A 23823-nucleotide genomic window follows, 5' to 3' on the forward strand; every position below is an offset into this window, starting at 1 on the left:
AGAAACCAGTAGGTATAAGGGTTTTAGGCTGGCCTAATCTAACTAGAGATGGCAGACAGAGGAACCTCTAACAGACGCCGATTTCTGGCGATGAGCGCGGCCGCCGCGACCGCGCTCGCGGGCTGTACGGGCGGTTCGGATCAGGAGACCGAAACCACCGCCACGACCCAGTCGGACGCGGGCGCGGACGTCGAGTCGTTTCAGGGATCGGGGCCGCTCGTGGAAGAACGCCCCGACCTCTCGGGGACTCGGATGGAGGAACTGCCCGACCTGTCGGGGACGCTGAACGTGTATCTGGGCGGCGGAGAGGGCGGCCTCTACGTCGACCTCCTCGACCAACTGGACGCCCTCTACCCGGACTTCGACCCGAAGGTCAGGTCCGCACCCACCTCCCAGCTCGCCAACACCATCGCCGAGGAGTCCCAGGGCGGGTCAAGCTCGGCCGACGTGTTCTGGGCGGTCGACGCGGGGTCGCTCGCGTACGTCGCCGATCAGGGGATCACCGCCGAGTTGCCCTCGCGCGTGACCGACCCGGTCCCGGACACGTTCCACCCGAACGACCAGTGGGTCGGCGTGGCCGGTCGCGCCCGTAGCATCCCGTACAACACCGACGAGCTCTCGGCCGACGACATCCCCGACGACGTGATGGAGTTCCCCGAGACCGACGCGCTCGCCGGCTCGATGGGCTGGGCGCCCACCTACGGCGCGTTCCAGTCGTTCGTGACCGCGATGCGCCAGCTCAACGGCGAGGACGAGACCAAGCAGTGGCTTCGGGGAATGCTCGAGCAGAACGTCACCGAGTACCCCGACGAGTTCCTCACCTCGAACGCCATCGCCGACGGCGAGATCGCGGCCGGGTTCGCCAACCACTACTACGTCCTCCGGGTGAAGGCGGCCCGTCCCGACGCGCCGATCGACCTCGCGTTCACGAGCGGCGACGCGGCGTCGCTCATCAACGTCAGCGGCGCCCAGATCATGAAGGGGTCGGGCAAACAGGAGCTCGCGGCCGACTTCATCGCGCACCTGCACTCGGTCGAGGCCCAGGAGTTCTTCGCGACCACGGCCTACTCGTACCCGATGATTCCGGGCGTGCCGCCGGTCGGCGGTCTGCCGTCGATCGACGAGCTCAATCCGCCCGAACTCGACCTCGGCGAGCTCTCGAACATCGAACCGACCCTACGCCTGATGCGAGACGTCGGCGTCCTCTGAGATGACGGTGCTCGACCGGCTCGAACGACTCGCCAAACGCACCGGGATGGGGTTCGCCGAGTCCGCCGAGGACGACTCGCTCCCGTTCGGGCTCACCCTGCTGAGCGCCGGCATCGCCGTGGCGGTGGTCTCGCCGATCCTCTGGATCCTGCTCCGGGCCGCCGAGGTGGGCGTCGAGTCGTCGATCGAGACGCTCACCCGGCCCTCGATGGTCGAGATACTCGTCAACAGCGTCGCTCTCGTGACGACGGTCACGGTGGCCTGCGTCCTGCTCGGCGTCCCGCTGGCGGTCCTGACCGTCGAGACCGATCTGCCGTTCCGGCGGTTCTGGACGGTCGTCCTCTCGTTGCCGCTCGTCGTCCCGAGCTACATCGGCGCGTTCGCGTTCGTGTCGGCGTTCGGGCCTCGCGGGGCGCTCGCCGACGTACTGGCGCCGCTCGGCGTCGAGTCGCTCCCCCAGATCTACGGCTTCGCGGGCACGGCGCTCGTACTCACGCTGTTCGTCTACCCCTACGTGTTTCTGACGACTCGCTCGGCGCTCCTGTCGTTCGACGGGACGCTGATCGAGGCCGCCCGCACCCTCAACCACTCGCGGCTGTCGGCGTTCCGCCACATCACCCTCCCGCAGATCGCGCCGGGAGTCGCGGCGGGCGCGCTACTGGTCGCGCTGTACACGCTCTCGGACTTCGGGACGCCGTCGATCATGCACTACGGCGTGTTCACGCAGGCCATCTACGTCGAGTTCAACACGTTCGGTCGCGACACCGCCGCCCTGCTGTCGCTCGAACTCCTCGCGGTGACCGCGGTGATCGTCGCGCTCGAATCCCGGATCGGCGACGCGGGCGAGAACTACGCCGGCGGCAACCGGACCACCCGGACGTCGCTCGGCGCGTGGAAGATCCCGGCGCTGTTTCTGTGTACCGCGGTCGCGGCCCTCGCGCTCGCGGTGCCGCTTGGCGTGCTGTTCATGTGGCTCGTCCGGAGCGGCCCGGGCTACACCGGCGGCGGCTTCGCGTTCGAGTGGACGTACGGCTGGAACTCGACGTACGTCTCTGCGCTCGCGGCCGCGGTCTCGATCTTCGCCGCGGTCCCGGTCGCCTACCTCGCCGCGCGCTACCGGTCGACGCTCACCTCGCTGTTCGACCGCGCGACGTACGTCGGCTACGCCACTCCGGGCATCGTGCTCGGCATCTCGCTCGTCTACTTCGGGTCGTCGTACGGGCCGACGCCGTACCGCATCGTCCCGCTGTTGGTGTTCGCCTACGTCGTCCGATTCCTCCCGCAGGCGGTCGGCACCACCAGATCGTCGGTGCTCCAGGTCGACGCGAAGCTCACCGAGGCCGCACGGACCCTCGGCGAGTCGCCGGGCCGTACCTTCCGTCGGGTCACCCTGCCGCTGATCGCGCCGGGCGTGGTCGCGGGCGCGGCGCTGGTGTTCCTGACGAGCATGAAGGAACTGCCCGCGACGCTCCTCCTTCGTCCGACAGGTTTTGAAACCCTGGTCACCTACATCTGGCGCGTGCAGGACGCAGGCTACTACGGACAGGCCGCCGTGCCGGCGCTGGTCCTGGTCGCGGTCTCGGGGCTCTCGATGCTCGTCCTCCTCAAACAGGACGGCAGTCTCGTACGACAGGAGGGTCAGAAAGATGGATAGCGAACTGTCGAACGACGGCGAGACGGCGCGTAGCGACGGTGACCGACCGACGGCGACCGGCCGCCCCACCGCCGAGGAGGTGCTCCGGCTCGACGGGGTCCGCAAGGAGTACGGCCCGGAGACGGCGGTCGACTCGCTCTCGCTGACCGTCCGCGAGGGCGAACTGCTCACCCTGCTGGGTCCGTCGGGCTGTGGGAAGACCACCACCCTGCGGATGATGGCCGGGCTCGAACGCCCCGACGCGGGGTCGGTCCGGCTCGCGGGCGAGACGGTCGCCGACGGGTCGACGCACGTCCCGCCCGAGCGCCGCGACGTGGGGTTGGTCTTCCAGGACTTCGCGCTGTTCCCGCATCTGACCGTCGCCGAGAACGTCGCGTTCGGGCTAACCGACGCGACCGACGACGAGAAAGACCGGCGGATCACCGAACTCCTCGACCTCGTGGACCTGGCGGCCCACCGCGAGGCCACACCCGACGAGCTGTCGGGCGGCCAGCGCCAGCGGGTCGCGCTCGCGCGCTCGCTCGCGCCCGAGCCCGACATCCTGTTGCTCGACGAGCCGTTCTCGAACCTCGACGTTCGCCTGCGCGTCGAGATGCGCGAGGAGGTCCGCTCGATCCTCAAGGAGGCCGGCGTGACCGCGGTCTCGGTCACCCACGACCAGGAGGAGGCGCTCTCGATCTCCGACCGCGTGGCGGTGATGGACGACGGGCGGGTCGAGCAGATCGGCCGCCCGGAGAGCGTCTTCGAACACCCCGAGTCGCGGTTCGTCGCGTCGTTCCTCGGGCAGGCCGGCTTCCTCTCGGGGAGGTACGACGACGACACCATCGAGACGCCGATCGGCACCTTCCGACCCCAGCGGCTCAACGGCCTCTCGGAGGAGTACGTCGGCACGGACCTCGACGTGCTGGTCCGACCCGACGACCTCGAAGCGACCGTCGTCGGCGAGTCCGAGGCCGACGGCCACATCATCCACCGCCAGTACACCGGCCCGTCGTTCGTCTACCGCGTCGAACTCGGGAACGGCGACGTGGTTCACTGCCAGCACAACCACGTCACGGAACTCGACATCGGCAAGCCGGTCGGCGTCGAACTCGTCGCCGACCACACGCTGGCGTGGTATCCGCCCCGCGAGGAGGCCCCCGAGGGGACCGAGCGCCGCGCCGAGCGCCCCGGCACCCGATGAACCGCCGTCGGTTCCGACTCCTCTCGACCGGCCTCGCGGCCCTCTCGGGGCTGGTCGTGTTCGTCCTCGCGACCGACCTGTTTCCGTACCACACGCTCAACCACGACGAGGGCGTCTACCTCCAGCAGGCCGCGATGTTGCTGGACGGCGAGCTCTTTTTGCGGCCGCCGGTTTCCGACGCGTTCCGACCGTGGTTTTTCGTCGAAGACGCCGGCCGGCTCTACCCGAAGTACTCGCCGGTGCCGGCCGCGATGTTCGCGGTCGGCGAACTGCTCGGGGGCTACCGGATCGCGCTGGCGCTGGTCGCCGCGGGCATCGTCGGGTTGGCGACCCTGCTCGCCAGCGCGGCGTTCGACCGCCCGACCGGCCTGCTCGCTGGCGCGTTCGTCCTCGCTTCGCCGCTCTTTCTCGTCGACTCGTCGGTCTTTCTGCCGTACGCGCCCACGACGTTCTGGAACCTGCTGTTCGCGGTGGCGTACGTGCGGGCCGCCCGAGCGGCCGCAAGCGGGGCGAAACGCCGGACCTACGGCTACGCCGCGCTGGCGGGCCTCGGAGTCGGCGTCGCGTTCTTCGCGCGACCCTACACCGCGGTGCTGTTCGCGACGCCGTTTATCGCCCACGCCTGCTACTCGGTGGTCGCCGGGCTCGCCCACGGCCGCGCGCTCGCGCGGAGGGCGCTCGCTCGGCTCGCGCCGACCGCGTTCGTCGGCCTCTCGGGGGTCGGCACGGCGCTCGCGTACAACGCCGTCGTGACCGGCTCGGCGTGGCTGTTTCCCTACGAGGCGTTCGCGCCCCGCGACGGCCTCGGGTTCGGCGACCGCCGGATCCTCGGGCACGCGCTGACCTACACCCCCGAGGTAGCGCTCGAAGCCAACGCGAAGGTGGTCGCGACGCTGTTCGGCGAGTGGGTCGTCGCCGCGCCCCTCGGCGGCCTGCTGGCCGCCGTCGGGCTCGGCGCCTTCGGACTGCGCGCGGTCGACCGCGCCGGGACGCTCCGGGCCCGTCTCGCGAGCGATCGCGCCGAGGCGACTCGCCAAGACGCCGGAACCGACCCCGACCGATCGCCGGCGCTCACCGACCTCCAGTTGCAGGCCGTCCTCGCGGGCCTGTTCGTCTCGGTGATCGCGGGCAACGTCTACTTCTGGGGGAACTTCAACATCCTCGGCGATCTCGCCGACCCCGACGACGGGCTCGTCTCGATGCTCGGGCCGTACTACCACTTCGACCTCCTCGTCCCGACCGCGGCGTTCGGCGCCCACGCGGTCGTCCTCGGGTTCGGTCGGGCCCGCGATCTGGCCGCGCGCACCGCCCGGCCTCGGGCGTCGCTCGCGGCCGTCGGGCTCGCCGGTGCGCTGGTGCTCGCGGGCGCCGCGGGGGCGGCGGCCGCGCCCCCGCTCTCGGCGAACGCCGAGGTCACCGACCGCTACGAGCGGGCCTACCAGCCGTTCGAGGACCGCGAGCTGTCGAACGCGGTCGTGTTCGTCCCGACGCCGTACGGCGACTGGCTCGGCCATCCCTTCCAGCACCTTCGCAACGATCCCGGCTTCGACGGCGAGACGGTGTACGCGATCGACGACGGGCCCGAGCGTTTCGCGGTCACCGACGCGCACCCGAACCGGACCTACTACCGCTACGCCTATCGCGGCCAGTGGAGTCCAACTTACGGCGATCCGGTCGAGCCGACGCTCCGCGAGGTCCGGACCGCCCGGGGCGAGGCGGTCGGGGTGGCGGCCTCGTTCGGACTGCCGCCTCGCGCCGACCGGGTGTCGGCCCGGCTCTCGACCGACGAGGGAACCGCCTACTACGCGACGAACGCCACGCCGGCGACCCTCTCGGTCGACCTCCGGGTGACCGACGGGTCGGCCGGCCTCGCCGGCCCCGCGGTCTCGGCGGTCGGCGACGAGCGCACGGTCCCGGTCGCCGGCGCGGACGAGGTGGTCTTGCAGGTGTTCGTGAGCGACGCGACCGGCGGCGGGTTCTCCTATCGGCTCGAACTGCCGGTCCGGAGCGACGGGGGCGAGGTCCTCGCGCTGTCGCCGTACCGCGAGGCGTGTCTGGTCGCCGATCGGTGCGGCGGCGAGGCGGCGTACGTCGAGGACGCGATGCCCTCGGGGATCACCGTCGAGACGAGCCTGTACGGGACGACGAACGGGAGCGACTCGTGACGGGCGAAGCGTTCGCGGATCGCTGGGACGTGCCGACGACGACCCGGACGGTCCGACTCGACGCCGGCGAGTTCGAGACCGTCGCCGCCGGCCCGGATCGGTGGGTCCGGGCGCTGGTCCGCGACGGCGCGGGCCGGGTCGCGCTCGTTCGCAACCGGTGGAGCGACGGCTGGGTGCTCCCCGGCGGGAAGCCAGCGCCCGGCGAACCGTTCCGATCGGCCGCGGCCCGGGAGGTCCGAGAGGAGACGGGGCTCTCGGTGACAGTCGAGCGACCCCTCGAAGTCGTCGAGCCGACGTTCGTCCACGGCGGCGACTCGACCTCGGGCCAGTTCGTCGTCTTCGAGGCTCACGCGGCGGACCCCGACCTCGGCGAGGACCTCGGCGCGGACGCGACCGAGATCCGGGAGGCGGATTGGTTCGGCGAGGTGCCCTCGCGCTGTGAGGACGCCGAGCTACTGGCGCGTCACTTCCCGTGATCGCCCGGTCCTCGGGGACGACGAGCGACCACCGATCGTTCGCCCCGGTTCGGGACTGACGTCCGGACTCACCGCTCTTCGAGACACACCTTCAGGACGGACTTGGCGATCGCCGCGCCGCCGGTCAGCGGATCGAGCTTCGTCTCGCCCGCCCGCTCGTCGTACTCGATGGGGAGCTCCCGTACGTCGTAACCCCGCATCAGCGGCCGGATCAGGAGTTCGGCCGAGAGCCCGGTGTTCTCGGTCCACGCGATGTCTTCGATGACGCGCCGTCGGTACGCGCGCATGCCCGTGGTGGTGTCGTGAACGCGCTCGCCCATCAGAACGCTCGCGAGCGCGGCGAACGCGTGGTTGCCCCACCGGTTCAGATCGGGCATCGCGTCGGCACCCCAGTAGAGGCGGTCGCCGCTGACCACGTCGTAGCCGTCGTTGACGGCTTCGAGGAACTCGGGGAGCTGTTCCATCGGATACGTGTCGTCGCAGTCGGTGGTCACGACCACGGGTCGATCGGCGGCGAGCAGTGCCTCCCGGACCGCGACTCCGTACCCCTGTGGCTCCTGCCGGACGACGCGAGCGCCGTGTTCGCGGGCGATATCGGGCGTCCGGTCGCTCGATCCGTCGACGCAGACCACCTCCGCTCGGCCGTCGGTGACCGCCTCGATGTCGGCCAGCACCGATCCGATCGCGGCCTCTTCGTTGTAGGTTCCCATCACTACGCTCAGATCGTCGAACGTGTAGTCGTCGCCGGCGTCGCCCTCGGTCCCGGCCGCGTCCGTGTTCATGCTATCGGTCGGTTGTTCGGGCGCGCATTTGTATTTTTAGGTTCGCCAAAACCGAGGGTGCTCGGATCGAGATGCACCCACACCACCGTCGACTACGGACCGACCCGTCGGACCCCGACCCGCCGATCCGAGAGCACGGCTCCGTCGGCCTTCGGCGGGCGGACTCCGCGTCCTCTTTACTCTCCGGTCGACTACCACCGCGTATGGACCCCGAGGACAACCACCGCTACTGGGCCGATCGCACCGAGGAGTTCTCGCCGGAGTACTACGCCCAGATCGGACCGAACGAAGTCAGCGAGACGCTCGCGTCGGTGCTGGGCCACTACGTCGAGGAGGACGCCGCGATCCTCGAAGTCGGCTGTAGCTCCGGACGCCACCTCGCGCACCTCCTCGATCACGGGTTCGAGAACCTCACCGGGATCGACATCAACGACGAGTCGTTCGACGTGATGGCCGAGTACTTCCCGGCGGTCGCCGACGCGGGGGAGTTTCACACCGGGCCGATCGAGGAGTTGCTCCCGACGTTCGACGACGCCGCCTTCGACGTCGTCTACTCGGTCGAGACCCTCCAGCACGTCCACCCGGAGAACACGGACGTGTTCGAAGACCTCGCGCGAGTGACCGGCGATCTGCTCGTCACGGCCGAAAACGAGGGCAACAGCCCCAGACGCGGTCGCGAGGGCGCCGAGGTGAGTTGCGTCCGCGACGACTTCCCGCTCTATCACCGCAACTGGAAGGAGGTGTTCTCGGAGCTGGGACTGGCCCAACTCCTCTGTGAGCCCGGCAAGCGAGACACGGTCCGCGTGTTCCGGACGCTCTGACCGTGCGGGCCGACGCTCGCGGATCAGACGCGACCCCTGAATATGATATAGCCAGATAAAATTTATACGTTGTGTCGCGATCAGTTTCGTGACCGGCTAGAGACGACAGTATCCTTCGTCGACACTCAACGAAGCGAGTAGACGTTCGCTTCGTACACCTCTCGGACCCGGTCGCCCCAGTTGTGGGTGTAGGTGTCGATGATGTCGTCGGCCACGTCGCCCCGGAGATACTTCACGATGCCCCGGTCGCCGGTCCGGTCCCGGAGATGGGTCGTGAAGAAGTGACGGAAGTAGTGTGGGGTCACGTTCTCCTCGGCCCCGCCCCCGGTCCGGTACCACCCGGCCTCGCGGGCGTGGGTCTCGACGACGTTGCGAACCATTTGGGGCGTGAGCCGGCGGCCCCACTCGCGGCTGGTGCTGACGAAAAGCGGGTCGGCGGGCGAGACCGCGTCCGGTCGGATCGCCAGCCATCGAGTCAGGATCGCCGACAGTTCGTCGTCGACCGGGACGACGGTGGCGCGCTTTCGCTTGTTGGCGGCCGACCGCTCCTCGCGGTTGACCACCTCCCCGCGGCCGACGTCGGCGGCGACGTACAGCGAGTCCCCCCGACCGTCGAGTTGGGGCCGGGTCCCGAGGTCGTACGCCTCGTCGGCCGCCCCGGCGAGCCGGAGGTCCCGTAGGTCGAGGTTGCAGAGTTCGCCGACCCGCATCCCGGTTTTGAGAAGCGTCGCGACCACCGCGCGTTCGAGCGGATGCGAGATTCCCGCGACGAACGTCCGCATCTGGTCGACCGAGATCTCTCGGCGAGTGGGGTCCTTGTCGATGGTCTCGTTCATCTCTTCGACCACCAGCGCCATCGGATTCGAGTCGAAGGCCCCGACCTGTGTCATGTACGCGTAAAACCGGTGGAGGTACGAGGCGTAGGTCGCGACCGTGCTCTCGGCGAGGTCGCCCCGGAGCCCGTGGACCCACGCCATGCACTCGCGCTGGGTCGCCCCGCTCGGAGCCAGCGACTCGCCCCGGGGGTTTCGGTCCGGATCGTCGAGAAACGACTCGAACTCCCGGAGGACTCGCGCGTAGGCCTCGCGGGTCCGCTCGCTTTTGCCGTGGTACCGGAGGTCTTCGAGGAAGTAGCCGACAGGGTCCTCGGGGTCGGTCGCCTCGGTGCGCTTGCTACTCGCCATCGTCGACCACCGTGTACCCGCCCTCCCGACCGCTGTACTGGACGCGGTTCTCGTTCTGGAGTCGCTGGAGGGTCTCCTCCAGTCGATCCTCGAAGTCGCCCGCGAGCGCTTCGACCAGTTGATCCCACGACAGGTGCTCGCCCGAATCCAGCCGATCGAGGAGGCGGGTTTCGAGGCCCTGACCCCTGGGGTCTGACCCCGGAGATGCACCGTCCACGGGGGCGCCCGACTCGTCGGCGTCCGATTCGAGGTCGAAGTCGCGTCTCCCGGCCTGTACCATCGTTCTGACGAACTCGCTCTGGCTCATATCGAGCTCCTCGGCGTCTCGCTTCCACTCGTCTTTCTGATACGTCGGGACGAAGGTCTTTACGACCGCCCGATCGGTGTCGGCGTCGTCGCTCATCTCTCGTGTCGGCGCTCTCACCCCCGCTATTTCAATTTGTCCCACGAAACTGGATAAGGGACTTTATTTGCGCAAGTGGGACTATTTGTGGTGGCATAGTAGTACTACTGGGCGAGATTTAAATCTCTAAAGTCCCATGCAGAGAGTTAACCAAAATAGAACGTGTAGTCCCATACAGAGAGATCAAAATTATCTCCCCGCACGTCGTTCTACGCTAATACCGAGCAAAATTCCTAGACCTAGAAGTCCAATAGCACGCTCCCCACCGATCGCGCACATGCCTGATACCCCTCGCGATCGAGACGCCGGAGATGGCCGGCTCAGACCGGACGATCGACGAGGGCCGTCTCACTCGGTCGGCGTCGCTCGGCGTCGGCGTGCCGGCGCTCCCGATCGACCGGCGCGACCTGCTCGAACGACGACGGGTCGAAGCAGAACTGGATCCGCGAGATGCGATGGGCCGTGTCGCTGTCCCCGCGGGGCGGCGCGGAGACGTTAGCCCGCTCGGTGACCGGCTCGCGGAACTCGTACACCGCCGATCTGGGCCCGCCACTGACGATCACCGCGTCGACCGGGACCGTCGAACGGAACGTCACCGCGACCGGCGCTTGGCTCTCGTTGACCGACACGTCGACGAGCGTCAGCCGCTCTGTGGAGCCGTCGATCTGGAACTCGAACTCGCCGGGCGCGACCCGCCGAGCCGTGTCGTTCGTGAACTCACCCTCCTCGACGGTGAGCGTGAGCGCCGGTTCGAGCCCGCGGTCGCGGCACGTCGCCACCTCCCGTACGACCGCCGGTTGCACTTGCGGCGGTGGAATCTCCGCGTCAGCCGCCGGCGTCGTCGTCGTCTCCTCGGCGGGGACGCTCGGATCGGTCGGCTCCGGGTCCTCGCCGTCCGGGACGTCGTCGCCGTCAGTGTCGGCTACCGTGGGATCGGTGCCGAGTTCGTTGACTTCCCGTCCGTCTTGCAGGCCGTCGCCGTCGGTGTCCGGGTTCGTCGGGTCGGTCCCCACCTCTAGTTCTCGCGGATCCGGGAGCCCGTCGCTATCTGTATCGGCTGCGGTCGGATCGGTGCCGAGCTCGTTGACTTCACGTCCGTCCTGAACGCCGTCACCGTCCGTGTCTGGGTTCGTCGGGTCAGTTCCGCGTTCGACTTCTTGGCCGTCGTTCAGACCGTCACCGTCCGAGTCAGCGCTCGTCGGATCGGTGCCGAGTTCGTTCACCTCGCGCCCGTCGGTGAGCCCGTCACCGTCCGTGTCGGAGCTGGTCGGGTCGGTCCCGCGTTCGATCTCCTGACCGTCGTTCAGACCGTCACCGTCCGTGTCTGGGTTCGTCGGGTCGGTCTGTAGCTCGTCGGCTTCCCGGCCGTCGTCGAGCCCGTCTCCGTCCGTGTCCGCCGCGTTGGGATCGGTACCGATCTCTTGCTCTTTGGCGTTCGACAGCCCGTCACCGTCGCTGTCGACCGGGGCCGTCGTGGTGGTCGGCGTCGCTGTCGTCGTCGTGGTCGTCGTCGTTGTTGTTGTCGTGGTCGTCGTCGTTGTTGTTGCTGTAGTCGTAGTGGTTGTCGTCGTTGTTGTCGTGGGTGTTGGTGTCGTTGTCGTCGCTGTCGTTGTGGTTATCGTGGGTGTCGGTGTCGTCGTAGTTGGCGTTGCTGTTGTCGTCGTTGCCGTCTCCGTCGTCGGTGTCGGCGTCGTGGTGGGCGTCGCTGTCGCGGTAGTGGTGTCGGTGTCCTGTACGCCGGCACCATCGCCCTCCGTCTCGGTCGGGGTCGCGGGACACTCATCGACGGTGACGGTTGCCTGTTCGCCCCCGTTGACCGTGGCGAGCGTGGTCCGGACTTCGATCCGGTACTCGCCGGGCGCGAGGTCTCTGAGCGCCACCTGTTCGCCTGGGTTGATCTCGACCGTCTGAACGTCGCCGCCGGGGCCGGTGACCGCCACGGTCGCGGACCGGTCAGTCCGGTCCGACCCGCGCAGTTCTAGCTCTCCGCACTGAGGACTCTCCGCGGTGATGACCGGCTCGTAGGCGATCTCCGTAGTGAGCGTCTCGGTGGCCGTTGGTGTCGTGTCAGTCGTCGCGGTCGTGCTTGTCGTCGTGGTAATTTCTTCGGTTACCGTCCGCGTAGCGGTCTCCGTCGTCGTAGTCGTCGGGGAGGCCGCCGTCGTGCCGAGACAACTCTCCAGCGACGGGTTCCCGACGCTGTAGCTCTCGCCGTCCTGCCGGACGGCGACCTCCTCGACGACCTTGCCATCGTTTTCGTCGGTCCCGAAGAACGTCCCTTCCCCCGGGAACGGCCCGCCGAACGTTTGTGACGTGTCGTCGGCGAACGTCAGCCTGACCTGCTGGAACTGCTGGTTGCCGGTCACTCGCACGCGTTCGCACGACGCGAACGCTACCTCCACCGGTGCGGTATTCGTCGTCTCGGTGGTTGTTGTTTCCGTCGTGGTGGCCCCGGTTGTCGCTTCAGTCGTCGCCGTGGTGGTCTCGGCCGTCGTCTCAGTCGTCGTTTCGGTTGTCGCCTCGGTCGTTGTCGCTTCAGTCGTGTCGGTCGTCGTCGGGGTCGGTTCGGTAGTAGTGGCGGTCGGCGACGTTTCCGTTTCGGTTGTCGTGGTCGTCTCCGCCGTCGTGTCGTCGGCCCCGACGTCTGTCGATCTGAGCGTCAGGTTGTACTCGGCGAACCCGCCGACCGACCCGTTTTCGGGCGAATAGACGCGCACGTAGTAGGTGCCGTTGCGGTCGGTGACGGCCCGTTGGGTCCCGAACCGCTCGACGATCGTATACCCCCCGACGATTATTTGGGCGTCCCTCTTGCCGAGTTCTCCGATGGCGTCGCCCTCCCCGTCGTAAATCCCGACCGCCAGCCGCTCCCCGGCGCTTTCGGTGTAGTCGGTGAACGTTGCCGTCGCGTTCAGACGCTCGCCCGCCGAGAGGTTCACCGCGTACCAGTCCTCTTCGTCGACGGCGGCGACGCCGGTCAGGTCGACCGGCGGTTCGCCGACGGGCAGGGCCGACGCTCGGTCGCCGTTCGGGGCGTTCTCGAACGGCTCTACGTCGTCGGGGTCCCGGATGTCTACGCGCATCGTGTACGGGCCCGCCCCGTCGCCGTAGTTGCGCCGCACTTCGATCGTGTACTCGCCGCCCTCCTCGGCCAGTACGCCCTGCGTATCGTAGATCTTGTAGTTTATGTCCTCGGTGACGAGCGCCTCCCCGTCGGGCCCGTAGAGTGTGTAGTTGAGGCTCGGGTTCGCGGTGTCCATGGCGAACACGCGAATTGCCTGCCCCGCCTCGACCTCGAACGTGTACCGATCGACCGGTTCGTCCGCCGCCAGCGTGGCGTTGATCTCCTCGCCGATCGGGATCGGCTCCGCGCTCGGCGGCCCCTCCGTCGTGGTGGTCGTCGTCTCGGTCGTAGTCGTTTCAGTCGTAGTCGTAGTGGTCTCGGTCGTGGTCGTGGTTGTCTCGGTCGTGGTCGTGGTTGTCTCGGTCGTGGTCGTGGTTGTCTCGGTCGTGGTCGTGGTTGTCTCGGTCGTGGTCGTGGTTGGCGTAGTAGTAGTCTCGGTCGTGGTGGTCGTAGTTGTGGGAGTTTCGGTCGTGGTCGGCGTCGGGCACGCCTCGACCCCGATCGTCTCGATGTCGTTCCCGTTCACCGTGGCCGGCCGGGTGGGCTCGACGAGCCCGCCGGCCTTCGCCTCGAGTCGGTACTCGCCGGGGTCGATCCCGAAGGTCTCGACCTGCCCGGGATCGAGCGTCACGACGGCTGTCACCCCCGACTCCTCGATGACCGTGACGGTGACCCGTTCCCGGGAGGGGTTCTGGAGTCGGAGCCGCTCGCACGAGGGGTTCGACGCCGTCACGTCGGGCGTGGACCGCGGTTCGGTCGTCGTGGTGGTGGTCGTCGTCTCGGTGGTGGTCTGGGTCGGCGGTTCGATCGTCGAGGTCGTCGTGGTGGTGGTCGTCTCGCGGTCCCGACACTCCTCGAAGTTGGGGTTCTGGCGGGTCACCCGCTCGCCGTCGCTGTGGACGATCACGCGCTCGATGAGCTCGTTGCGGTTCGCGTCGGTTCCGAAGAACACGCCGCGATCGGTGAACGGACCGCGGAACGTCTGGCGGTCGCCGTCCTCGAACGCCAGCGTCACGGCGTCGTACTCGTGGGCGTCCACCGCGGCCTGAGTACACGCGAAGTCGAACGTCGGCTCGAACGGCACCGGCGTGGGTTCGGCGGTCGTCGTGGTCGTGGTGGTCTCGGTCGTGGTGGTCGTCTCGGGCTCGCGGCAGGCCTCGAAGCTCGGGTTGGTCCGAGTGACGTGCTCGCCGTCGGCGCTCCGGACGATCACGCGCTTGATCACCTCGCCCCGGTTGGCGCCCGTCCCGCTGAACCGTCCCCGGTCGGTGAACGGCCCGTAGAAGTTCTGGCGGTCGCCGTCCCCGAACACGACCGTGACCGACTCGAACCGGTTCGCGTCCACGACGGCGTCCTCGCAGTTCGGGAAGAACACCTTCGGGGAGAACGGCGGTTCCGGCGTCTCGGTCGGCGTCTCGCAGTCGCTGACGTCGTTGGTCCGGAGTGCGAACGTCCGCGGGCCGTTGAACACCTTCACCGAGGTCACGAGCTTTCCGGCGTTGCGCCCGGTTCCGGAGAACCGCCGCGTTCCGCTGTAGATGCTCGAAAACGTCTGGGTCGTCCCGTCCTCGAACGTCAGCACCACCCGGGTGAACTGGCTCGCGGCGACCGTGACGTCGGTGCAGTCGAACGACGTCCGAACCCGGAACAGTTCGCCGGGCGTCGCCGTCGGGCGCTCGGTCATCGCGGTCGGCTCCTCGGTGGCGGGTTCGGGCGGCGTCGTGGTTTCGGTCGCGGTCTCGTCGGCGGTCGTCTCGGCGCGCGGACAGCCGCCGGCGACCGCGTAGACGGCGCCCGCGTCGGTTCGGTCGGTCGCGTTCGCGTACGGCGCGCCGACGAACACGTCCGTCTCCGAGTCGTTGTCGAAGGCACCCGACGCCACCGCGTAGCCGGCGAGGTCGCCGGTCTCGTTGCCCCGGAGCTTGGTGTGGGCTCCCGAGAGAGGGTGTCGGGACGCGATCTGGGAGCCGTACAGCAGGTAGCCCGCGCCGGTGGTGCCGACGGTGCTGTTGTTGTACGGCGCGCCGACGAGGAGGTCGTCGTAACCGTCGCCGTTCACGTCGCCCGCGCCGGCCACGTCCCAGCCGGCGGCGTCCCCGGAGCCGGCCCCGGGCAGGGCGGCGTGGACCTCGGTCGAGAGGTTCACGATCCGCGAGCGGTTCCCCTCGCCGGCGACGTAGGCGGCGCCGGTCTCAGGGCCGCCCCTGTCGGCGAACGGCGCGCCGACCGCGAGTTCGTCGCGGCCGTCGCCGTCGAGATCGCCGGCGTCGGCCACGGAGAAGCCCGCCTGGGCCTGCGCGTCGGGACCGCGGAACTTCACGGGCGCGTTCACCAACAGCGACGTGCCGTTGAACTGCGGCCCGTGTTTCAGGTACGCGGCGCCGGCGTCGGGCGCGACAGAGTCGTTGCCGGGCGCGCCGATCAGCACGTCGCTGACGCTGTCGTTGTCGGCGTCGGCGACCGCGACCGCGCTTCCGGCGAGGTCGCCTTCGGCCTCACCGAGGTAGGTCGCGTTGGCCCGGGACAGATTGAACCCGCCCGTGCGGGGCATGTGGACGAGGTGGGCGGCACCGGCGTCGCGGGCACTGCCGTCGTGCTGGGGCGCGCCGATCAGCAGGCCCCGGGTCCCGTTGGTGACGTTCTCGGCGGTCGCGAGCGACCAACCCGCGCGGTCGCCCTCGTCGCCGGCGAAGGCGGCGTCGGCGAACTTGAGTCGGACCTCCTCGGGGAGGCCGCCGCCGTACACCACGTAGGTAGTGCCCGACGCGTAGCCGTTCGTGTTGGTCAGCGGCGCGCCGACGGCGATGTCGGCGCGGCCGTCGTCGTTCATGTCGCCGATCTCGACGGCGAACCCGGCGTAGTCGCCGGGCGATTCGGCCTCGAAGGTGACGTCCGCGTCGGCGAGCGAGAGGTCGCTGCGATTCGTCGGGCCGTAGAACAGGAACGCGCCGCCCGAGTCGGTCCCCCCGGAGTCGTTGGTCGGCGCGCCGACGAGGAGGTCGTCGTAGCCGTCGCCGTTCACGTCGCCGACCGCGGTGTCCCACCCCGCCCGGTCGTTGCTCGCCGCGCCGGCGATGGTGTCGGCGGCCGCGAGCGGCACGTCGCCCACCGGACCGCGCGGGATCCGAGCGCACGGTCCGACACGCCCTGAGGTAGTCGACGTCGTCGAGGCGTTCGCCGAACCGGCGTCGCTCGGCCCGCTCGCGGCCGCCGGGCTCGCACCGCGCGCGTTCGGTTCCGGAGCGGCCGCGTCGGGGCCGGATCCGTCGGAGTCGGCGGCGGCCGACGACCCGGGTGACGCGCTCGGGAGCGAGTCGGCAGTCGCGTCCGGCGGCCCCGGCGTCTCGGGCGCTATCACGTCGCCCTCGACCTCTGGGGGCGACTGGGCGCCGACGACGCCCACGCCGTAGAGCATGCTGCTGGCGACGATACACCAGGCGACGATACCGGTCTTGAGCTGGGTGGCCGTGTCGGTTCGGTCGGTTCCCGCCGACGAAGTCCCTCCGGACATTTAGGCAATCGACGTGGGTGACGAGAGCTCGCGTCTTTGTTATCCGGGCGTTTCCCGACGCCACCGCACGTTATCGCCGCGTTTCTGCGATGGACGGGAGACCGACCGGCCGGTCGAGGCCGCGCGTCGGAGTCGGGGCGGCGTAACGCCCGGATAACAAAGGCCGACTGCCTCCTCTGATCGGTGGCAGATGAGGCGAACCCAGCGATCGACCGTCTCGCGGCGAGCGCTCCTGAGCGCCCTCGGAACGGGCGTCCTCGGAGCCTTCGCGGGCGGGGGCGCGGCGACTCAGCGGCGACGGGCGTCCGACTACGCGGTCGTCCAGGGCGACCGGTGTGAGCCGGTGGCGCCGGTGCGGGGCCGGCTCCCCGTCGAGGAGTTCTACGACTACCAGCTCCCAAAGAAGTACGTCTCCGAGGAGAACGGCGCCTCGATCGGCTTCGCCACGCGCTACGCCTCGGCCGGGACCGTGGAGCTCCAGCGAGAAAAGACGAGCCTCCTCTTGCTCTACCGGGGCCCGAAGGGGCTGAGCCTCGTCGTCGTCCACGGCCGGATCGAGTCGTCGATCGGCGGGTCGGTCACGTTCGGGCTCGACGGACTCCCGTCGGGCGGCGAGTGGGCCGTCAGAGACGACTTCTATCGGAACCCGAACACCGGCGTGGTCGCGTCCACGAACTTCGACCGCTGGCGGGTCGACGGGTCCGAACACGTCGTCGACTGGACCTGGGGGAAAGCCGGCACCGACGGCGGCGCGTTCCGCGGTCTCGGCGAGAACTTCGACGTCGTCGTCCGCCCGGGATTCAACGAGGACGCCGCGCTCGAGGGCGAACACTACGAGGGCGAGATCACCGACTGGGAGTTTCTCTCCGGGTCGGCAGGCGTCTCCGAGCGCGTCTCGCTCGATCTCGATCGGCCGATACGGATACGCACCGGGACCTGCGAGTGAGACCGGGCTCAGTAGATCGCCATCTCGGTCTCGGTCTCGGCCCGCACGAAGAGGTCGGCCGCCCGCTCGACGCCCGGCGTCGACTCAGAGCAGTTCTCCATCAGCACCGTCTCGCTCGGGAACAGCTGTTCGCCCACGACGAGCCCGTGTTCGCGGGCGGTCGAGCCCGTCACCGTGAGGTAGACGCCGAGGCCGGTCTCCGCGATGGCGGCCTCCTCTTCTTCGTCTTCGGTCGGGTAGGCAAACTCCAGCGTCTCGGTGTTTCGGGTCCCCAACACCGCCTCGACGAGCCGTTCGTATCGCGGCGAGATACACAGTTTCCCCTCGTAGTCGGTGAGAAACTCTCGGGTGGGCTGGTCGCCTTGCGGGAGCGCTTCGGGGGTCGCCATCAGCGTGTGGTAGACGGTGTCGCCCATCCCCTCGACGACCCTGACGTCGGTGTCGTGGGGGTCGACGCGGGCGTTCACGTCGGCGATCCGGGTCAGGGGATCGGGTCGGAGCTCGACGACCTCTTCGAGCACGAGGTCGGCGCTGTCGAACCCCAGCGCGAACTCGTGCTTGCGGAGCGCCCGGAACGGCTCCTCGCGACCGACGAGTCGGAGGTCGACGCCGTCGGCGGGGATCGTGACGCTGTCGAAGACGATCCGACGGGGCTTGCCCGCCCGGTCGTCGCGCAACAGCGTGTAGTCGGGCCGAGTCGGCTCGTCGGGGTTGCTGTAGTCGGCGAGTCGCTCGTAGGCCCCCGTCTCGGCGGCCTGATCGCCCTTCGTGACGGCCTTCTCGTAGCGGAGCGTCGAGATGATCGTGTCGGCGACCGACTCCGCGCCCGTCTCGTCGGCCACGCGGTCGAGCACCGCTTCGAGCGGGCGCCCCTTTCGCGGGACCGCGACCGGAATCGTCTCAGTCATTGTCCCCGAGATGGCACGGCAAAAGTAAACGCGTTGCGCTTCCGGTCGTCGGCGGTCGAATGCCGGCGGCCGGCTCAGTTGCCGAACACGTCGCTGATCCGGTCGCGCCACTCCTGGATGCCGTCGATCTCCTCGCGGATGTCGGCGACGTCGCGCTCGACGCCCTCGCGGATGTCGGCGACCTCGTCTTCGACGCTCTCGACGCGCGCGGTGAGGTTCTCCTCCAGCGCGTCGAGGTCGTCCGACAGCGACTCGACGTCGGCCGCCACCGACTCGATCTCCTCGGCCGCGTCGGTCGCGGCCTCGATCTCGGTCCGGAGGTCGGCCATCTCGTCGGTCAGCTCCTCGACCTCGGCGCCGACCGCGGTCACGTCCTCGGTGTTCGCGCCGACGAGCTCTTCGAGGTCGTCGATCCGGTCGTCGAGGGCGTCGAACTCCGCCTCGAAGTCCCCGGCGTCCTCGAGTTCGGCCTCCAGCGCCGACACCTGCTCGCGCAGGTCGCCGACCGAATCGAGGTCGGCCTCCAGATCGGTCAGGTCCTCGCGCAACGCCTCGACCGCGTCGAGGTCGGCCACGTCGTCGAGGTCCTCTTCGACCGCCGCCAGCCCCTCGGCCACCTCGTCGACCTCCGATTCGACGCCCGAGAGCGAAGAGTCCAGCTCCGCGACCCGGTCGTCGGTGTCGTCGGCATCGGTCCGGATCGCCTGAACCTCGTCCTCGAACGCCTCGACGTCGGCCCGGAGGCTCGCGATGTCGGTCTCGAAGTCCGCGAACACGTCCTCGGCCACGCCGTTCTCGTCGATGAACTCCTCTAGGGCCTCGGTGTACGCCGAGAGGTCCTCGACTCGCGACTGGAGGTGCCGGATGCGGACGTTGGTGCTCTCTGGCGTCTCGACGTCGAGCTCGCGCTGGATGACGTCGAGGTCGTCGTCGGACACCTCGCCCGCGCGGATCTCCTCGGCGAGCGTGGCCGCGACGCTCCCCGGGGTCGGCGGCGAGGCGGTTCCGGCGTCCGCCGACGAATCGGGCTCGTGGTCGGCGGCCGGCGTCGCCTCGTCGGGCTCGTCGCCCATCGGGTCGTCGACTCCTTCGTCGGACACGCTACCCGTCGAATCGTCGGTTCCCTCGTCGGGCGCGCTCGGGTCGTCGGCGTCCGCTGGTCGCTCGTCCGGGGCACCGAGCGGGTCGGCCTCGTCGAGGTCGTCGGTCGACGGCTCGCCGTCCTCGTCCGGCGGGCCCGCCGACGCCTCGTCCTCGGCCAGCGGGTCCGACTCTTCGCCCGCGCCGGCTTCCCCGTCGGGGTCGGCAAGCGGCTCGTCGCCGTCGGTCGGCGCGTCCGCCTCGTCGTCGAGCGAGAGGTCTTCCTCGCCGGCGACCACGTCCCGAACGATCTGGCTGTCCTCCTCGGAGACGATGTCGGTGATGGTGTTGCCCTCCGGACCGCCCACCTCGCCGCCGAGCGGATCGGGGCCGTCCTCGAGGGGGTCGTCGTCGCCGACGTCTCCGCCGAGGGGGTCCGGGCCGCCGTCCGCCTCGTCGGTCCCGCCGACCGAGGCGGGGGCGACCTGCTCGATGGTGGGCGATCCGAGGAAGATCGAGGGGTCGTCGTCCTCGCCGAGTCGGACGCCGTACACCGTGACCAGCTCCTCGCCGGGGTCGAGTTCGCGCTCGAACTGGACCCGGTGGTCCTTGTAGGCCGTCCAGTTGTCGTTCTCGTAGTCGGGGTGGAAGCCGACGTTGTCCATCGGGAACGACTCGGGAACGTCGTCGGCCAGCGTGATCGTCGTCGAGTCGTCTCGCTCGCTCCGGATCACGAACTTGATCGCGGGGACCGCGAACTCGTCGCCCTCGAATGACTTCTCGACGACGACACCGCCCTCCTCGGCGGTTACGACCTCGGTCATGCTGTCGCTCATGTGATGACCATCCCAGAACGGCCATATAAATCACACGCCGTCGCGGGCGAAACGACCGGCGCGACAGAGCCGGTCGCGCCCGGGTCGGCTCGAACCCAGCTATTTGACGCGGCCCGCCGTATGGGCGACCATGCTACTCGCAGGGACCGACGACGGCGTGTACCGGACGGCCGGGCCGCGATTCGAGTCCGCCCGACGGGTGCTGGACGCGGGGCGAACGATGCGGATTCGGCGGTTCGACGGTTGGGACGGCGTCTTCGCGGCCACGAAGTCCGGGCTGTACCGATCGACCGACGGCGGCGACTCGTGGATCGACCTCGGCGTCCCCCGCGAGGAGGTGTACTCGGTGCTCGGCGATCCGGCGGGCGAGCGCCTCTACGCGGGTACCCATCCCGCCCACCTCTACGTTTCGGCGGACGACGGCGGCTCGTGGACCGAACTGGCGGGATTGCAAGACCTCCCCTCGCGCGAGGAGTGGTACACCCCGCGCCACCGCGACGAGGCCCACGTCCGGAGCCTCGGCGCCCACCCGGACGCGCCCGACCGCCTCGTCGCGGGCGTGGAGGTCGGCGGCGTCCACGTCAGCGACGACCGCGGCGAGACGTGGACCGAGCGCCGGGACGGCCTGCAAGACGACGTCCACCACGTCCTCGTTCGCGGCCCCGACGAGTACGTCGCCTCCTGTGGCGGCGGGCTCTACCGGACCCGCGACGCGGGCGAGTCGTGGACCCGGCTCGACCGGGACCTCGACCACACCTACTTCCGCGAGGCGTTCGAGGCCGACGGCGTGCTCTACGCGGCGGCCGCCCGATCGTCGCCCGGGACGTGGCAGGGTTCGTCGGGGGCCGACGCGGCGCTGTTCGAGTCGAGGACGGAGCCGCCCGAGTTCGAGGCGCTGGCGTACCCGGGCCGCCCCGAGGAGGTCGTGCTCGCGTGGGCCGCTCGCGACGGCGAGGTGCTCGCGGCCACGAACCGCGGCCGCATCATCGTCCGCGAACTCGACGGCTGGGTGCAGGGCGGAACCCTGCCGGCGGGCGTGCGCTCGCTCTGTCCGGTCTGAGCCGGTCGGTCGCTACCGGACTCAGACGTCGACCCGGTCGCCGATCTCGGCGAGTTCGAGGCGTCGCGGGTGCTCGAAGCTCCGCGCGTGGTGGTAGAGCGCCGTCGGGTCGGCGGTCAGTCCCTTCCACATGTCCCAGTGGGTCGGGAGCAGGCGGTCGACGCCGAGGTCGCTGGCGGCCTCGATCGCCTGATTCTCGTCGTTGTACCACCGCGTGCGCTTCGGTTCGCGGGTCTCCTTGTCCGGGATGTTGCCCACGGTCCCGAACGCCAGCACGCCGAGGTCGATGTCGTAGGCGTCGCCGACGCGCTCGAACTCCTCGCTCGGCTTGGTGTCGCCGCCGTGGAAGAACGTGTCCCCGTCGTGCTCGAACACGTAGCTCACCGGGTGGGACGCGTCGGGGTCGTTGGCCGGCTCGACGTGGACCGTGAACGCGCCGACCTCGACGGTGTCGCCCGCCTTGACCTCGCCGAACTGGTCGTCGTCGATCGCCCACTCGTCGGTCCACGCTTCGTCCTCGCGGGCGACCGCGAGGCTGTCGTCGGGCGCGTAGAAGGTCGCGCCGGTGGCCTCCAGAATCGGGGCCTGACTCGGGCCGTGAACGTGGTCGGTGTGCTCGTGGGTCGCGAACACCGCGTCGGCCTCGGTCACGTCCGCGGGGTCGAACGGGACCGGGATCATCCGGACCGTCCGGGGCGGATCGCCGATCCCGAGGTACGGGTCGACGAACAGCGTGGTGTCGGCCGCCTTGAGAACGAACCCGTTGCAACCGAGATACCAGACCGCGATCCCGTCGGGGTCGGCGTCCTCGACGTCGCGGACGAGCCAGTCGCCCCAGTCGCTGTGTATCCTCATGCGGCCAACTGGGCCGAGAAAAGAGGTAAGTGTTGTTCTTCGGGTCAGAAGCTCCGGAGTCGCACCTCGTCGTCGGTGATCTCGTCGATGCTGTCGGCCTCGACGGCGTACGCGTCGTCGTCGTGGCTCTCCCACCCGAATCGGGTCTTGATGCGCTCGGCGAGTCCGGGGTTCGGGTCGACGTAGACGGAGCCGGTTTCCTCGTCGACCTCCGTCACAACGCCGATCTGCTCGTCTTGGGCGTCGATGACGTGCTTGCCGACATCGTCGTCGTCGGGGACGACCGACGCGGTCGCGGTGTCGTCGTCCGCGATCGGCTCCTCGGACGGGGTCTCTCCCATCGCGGTCGTCTCGTCGGACGGCGTTTCGCCCATCGCGGTCGCCTCGTCGGACGTCTCCACACCGGTCGTCGCGGTGGTCTCGTCCGCGCCGACGGCCTCCGCGTCGGCTCCGACGATTTCGGTGGTCTCCTCGGTGCCGAGTAGCTCGCTTTCGATGCTGGTCGTGGCGATGGTCTCGGTGCTGATCGTCTCCTCTTCTACGAGCTCGAAGGTGAGTCGCTTGCGTTCGAGGACCTCGTCTTCGACGGTCCGGCGCTCGTAGAGCTCGGTCAGGATGGTCGCGTCCTCGGTGAACTCGCTTTCCATATGGTCGCCCTCGACCACGTCCTCGGTGACCAGCTCGCCGCCCAGCATGTCGCTCTCGAGGATGGTGCGGTGGACGCCTTCGAGGTCGACCGACCCTTCCAAGGTGTCGGACTCGACGGTCTCGGTCCCCTCGACCTCTCGGTCGACCACTCGGCTCTCGACGGTCTTGCGCTCGACGATCTCGCGGGTGACCTCCCGGGTCTCGTCGACGTCGAGGGTGACGATCTCGTGTTCGAGCTCGTCTCGTTCGTCCTCCCAGCCCAGCGTCTCGTCGTCCTCGACGACCGCGATGCGGTCGTCCTCCTCGCCGAGGTGGATGCCCGCGATCTCGCGGCGCACGAGCCGGTCGCCGACGACCTCGTCGCTGACGACCTCGCTGTCGATCACCTCGCTCTCGATGGTCTCTGTCTCCTGGACGGTTCGTTCGATCACCTTCGTCTCGGTGATCTCGCTCGTGACGACCTCCCCGTCCAACAGCGAGCGCTCGATCTCCTCGTCGTCGAGGGTCGCTCGCTCCATCGCTTCGGTCCGGCTCAGGAGCTCGAACTGGTCGCCGCCCCGTCGGTCGGGATGGCGGACGAGCACCATCTCGTCGTCTTCGAGCCGGTCGAAGAAGTCGTCCCACGTCGTCTCCTCGAACGACTCGTCGGTGTCGTCGTCCGGGTGACGGACGTGGAGGTGGCGCGCGCCCGACTCGTCGTCGACGTACGCCGGTTCGGCACCGGTCTCGTCGAGCCAGGTGCGAATCGTCTCTCGGTCGGTCGTGATTTCAGTTTCGGCTGTCGTATCGCGTGTCATATTCCCCACCGTAGTGAGAGACACCACCCACGGACTTAGGTGTAGTTGCCACTCCGGCGGTCGTGTTTAGTTAAGAGTGAAGGATGAGGCGGGAGTGATTTTGTGCTGATCCATGGCCAAAATCACCCGCCTCAGCGGTTGTAGTGACTGGATCGACTTGGAGTTTGTGGAGCGTGAACGGACA

At 69.0% G+C, this 23823-nt stretch carries 16 protein-coding genes and 1 pseudogene; 9 read left to right on the forward strand and 8 right to left on the reverse strand.

Features of this window, described 5'->3' with window-relative positions; translation table 11 throughout:
* The first annotated feature begins 48 nt into the window (after positions 1–48).
* The 5 genes from EPL04_RS07230 to EPL04_RS07250 are packed head-to-tail and all read left to right on the forward strand — an operon-like array spanning position 49 to position 6687.
* Complete coding sequence (locus EPL04_RS07230; protein WP_134670660.1) at positions 49–1209, forward strand: extracellular solute-binding protein; 1161 nt, start codon at positions 49–51, stop codon at positions 1207–1209.
* A gap of 46 nt (positions 1210–1255) precedes the next feature.
* Entirely contained in the window at positions 1256–2863 is a 1608-nt protein-coding gene (locus EPL04_RS07235) for an ABC transporter permease (protein ID WP_394345872.1), read from the forward strand.
* Complete coding sequence (locus tag EPL04_RS07240) at positions 2856–4046, forward strand: ABC transporter ATP-binding protein (protein ID WP_134670662.1); 1191 nt, start codon at positions 2856–2858, stop codon at positions 4044–4046. The genes EPL04_RS07235 and EPL04_RS07240 overlap by 8 nt, the downstream gene beginning before the upstream one ends.
* The gene (locus tag EPL04_RS07245) at positions 4043–6211 is read left to right on the forward strand and encodes an ArnT family glycosyltransferase (protein WP_134670663.1); all 2169 of its coding nucleotides are present in this window, start codon (positions 4043–4045) and stop codon (positions 6209–6211) included. Before EPL04_RS07240 ends, EPL04_RS07245 begins: the two co-directional genes overlap by 4 nt.
* Complete coding sequence (locus EPL04_RS07250; protein ID WP_134670664.1) at positions 6208–6687, forward strand: NUDIX hydrolase; 480 nt, start codon at positions 6208–6210, stop codon at positions 6685–6687. The genes EPL04_RS07245 and EPL04_RS07250 overlap by 4 nt, the downstream gene beginning before the upstream one ends.
* A gap of 68 nt (positions 6688–6755) precedes the next feature.
* Here EPL04_RS07250 and EPL04_RS07255 read toward each other — a convergent pair whose 3' ends face one another.
* On the reverse strand, positions 6756–7469 hold the full coding sequence (locus tag EPL04_RS07255) for a dolichyl-phosphate hexose transferase (RefSeq protein WP_134670665.1): 714 nt from the start codon (positions 7467–7469) through the stop codon (positions 6756–6758).
* A 203-nt stretch (positions 7470–7672) separates the two neighbouring features.
* Between EPL04_RS07255 and EPL04_RS07260 the strand changes: the two genes are divergently transcribed.
* A complete protein-coding gene (locus EPL04_RS07260; RefSeq protein WP_134670666.1) occupies positions 7673–8290 on the forward strand; it encodes a class I SAM-dependent methyltransferase in 618 nt (205 codons plus the stop codon).
* A gap of 125 nt (positions 8291–8415) precedes the next feature.
* On the opposite strand, the gene EPL04_RS07265 is transcribed toward EPL04_RS07260, so the two are convergent.
* The 3 genes from EPL04_RS07265 to EPL04_RS19500 all read right to left on the reverse strand — a co-directional run bounded on the left by EPL04_RS07265 (position 8416) and on the right by EPL04_RS19500 (position 16509).
* Positions 8416–9474, reverse strand: a complete 1059-nt coding sequence (locus EPL04_RS07265; RefSeq protein WP_134670667.1) for a tyrosine-type recombinase/integrase — start codon at positions 9472–9474, stop codon at positions 8416–8418.
* Positions 9464–9877 carry a DUF5805 domain-containing protein gene (locus EPL04_RS07270; RefSeq protein WP_134670668.1) on the reverse strand — a complete coding sequence of 138 codons (414 nt, stop codon included), beginning with the start codon at positions 9875–9877 and terminating at the stop codon, positions 9464–9466. The genes EPL04_RS07265 and EPL04_RS07270 overlap by 11 nt, the downstream gene beginning before the upstream one ends.
* 320 nt (positions 9878–10197) lie before the next feature.
* Positions 10198–16509, reverse strand: coding sequence for an FG-GAP repeat protein (locus EPL04_RS19500; RefSeq protein WP_209019588.1), 6312 nt, complete (start codon positions 16507–16509; stop codon positions 10198–10200).
* 190 nt (positions 16510–16699) lie between these two features.
* Between EPL04_RS19500 and EPL04_RS07305 the strand changes: the two genes are divergently transcribed.
* A complete protein-coding gene (locus tag EPL04_RS07305) occupies positions 16700–17455 on the forward strand; it encodes a hypothetical protein (protein WP_134670669.1) in 756 nt (251 codons plus the stop codon).
* Between the two features lie 8 nt (positions 17456–17463).
* On the opposite strand, the gene EPL04_RS07310 is transcribed toward EPL04_RS07305, so the two are convergent.
* Together EPL04_RS07310 and EPL04_RS07315 are read right to left on the reverse strand one after the other, a co-directional pair.
* Complete coding sequence (locus tag EPL04_RS07310; RefSeq protein WP_209019589.1) at positions 17464–18363, reverse strand: hypothetical protein; 900 nt, start codon at positions 18361–18363, stop codon at positions 17464–17466.
* A gap of 74 nt (positions 18364–18437) precedes the next feature.
* Positions 18438–20279 carry an AAA family ATPase gene (locus tag EPL04_RS07315; protein WP_134670670.1) on the reverse strand — a complete coding sequence of 614 codons (1842 nt, stop codon included), beginning with the start codon at positions 20277–20279 and terminating at the stop codon, positions 18438–18440.
* A 130-nt stretch (positions 20280–20409) separates the two neighbouring features.
* Here EPL04_RS07315 and EPL04_RS07320 point away from each other — a divergent pair, with 130 nt between their 5' ends.
* Positions 20410–21339 carry a WD40/YVTN/BNR-like repeat-containing protein gene (locus tag EPL04_RS07320; RefSeq protein WP_134670671.1) on the forward strand — a complete coding sequence of 310 codons (930 nt, stop codon included), beginning with the start codon at positions 20410–20412 and terminating at the stop codon, positions 21337–21339.
* Between the two features lie 21 nt (positions 21340–21360).
* Here the strand turns inward: EPL04_RS07320 and EPL04_RS07325 are convergent, their stop codons facing one another.
* Entirely contained in the window at positions 21361–22194 is an 834-nt protein-coding gene (locus tag EPL04_RS07325) for an MBL fold metallo-hydrolase (RefSeq protein WP_134670672.1), read from the reverse strand.
* Positions 22195–22238: 44 nt separating this feature from the next.
* Positions 22239–23639 (reverse strand): hypothetical protein, encoded by a 1401-nt coding sequence (locus tag EPL04_RS07330; protein ID WP_134670673.1) that lies wholly within the window; start codon positions 23637–23639, stop codon positions 22239–22241.
* 112 nt (positions 23640–23751) lie between these two features.
* Between EPL04_RS07330 and EPL04_RS07335 the strand changes: the two are divergent.
* A pseudogene (locus EPL04_RS07335) lies at positions 23752–23823 on the forward strand (IS6 family transposase); the annotation flags it as partial.

Source organism: Halorussus marinus (assembly GCF_004521895.1).
Lineage (GTDB): Archaea > Halobacteriota > Halobacteria > Halobacteriales > Haladaptataceae > Halorussus > Halorussus marinus.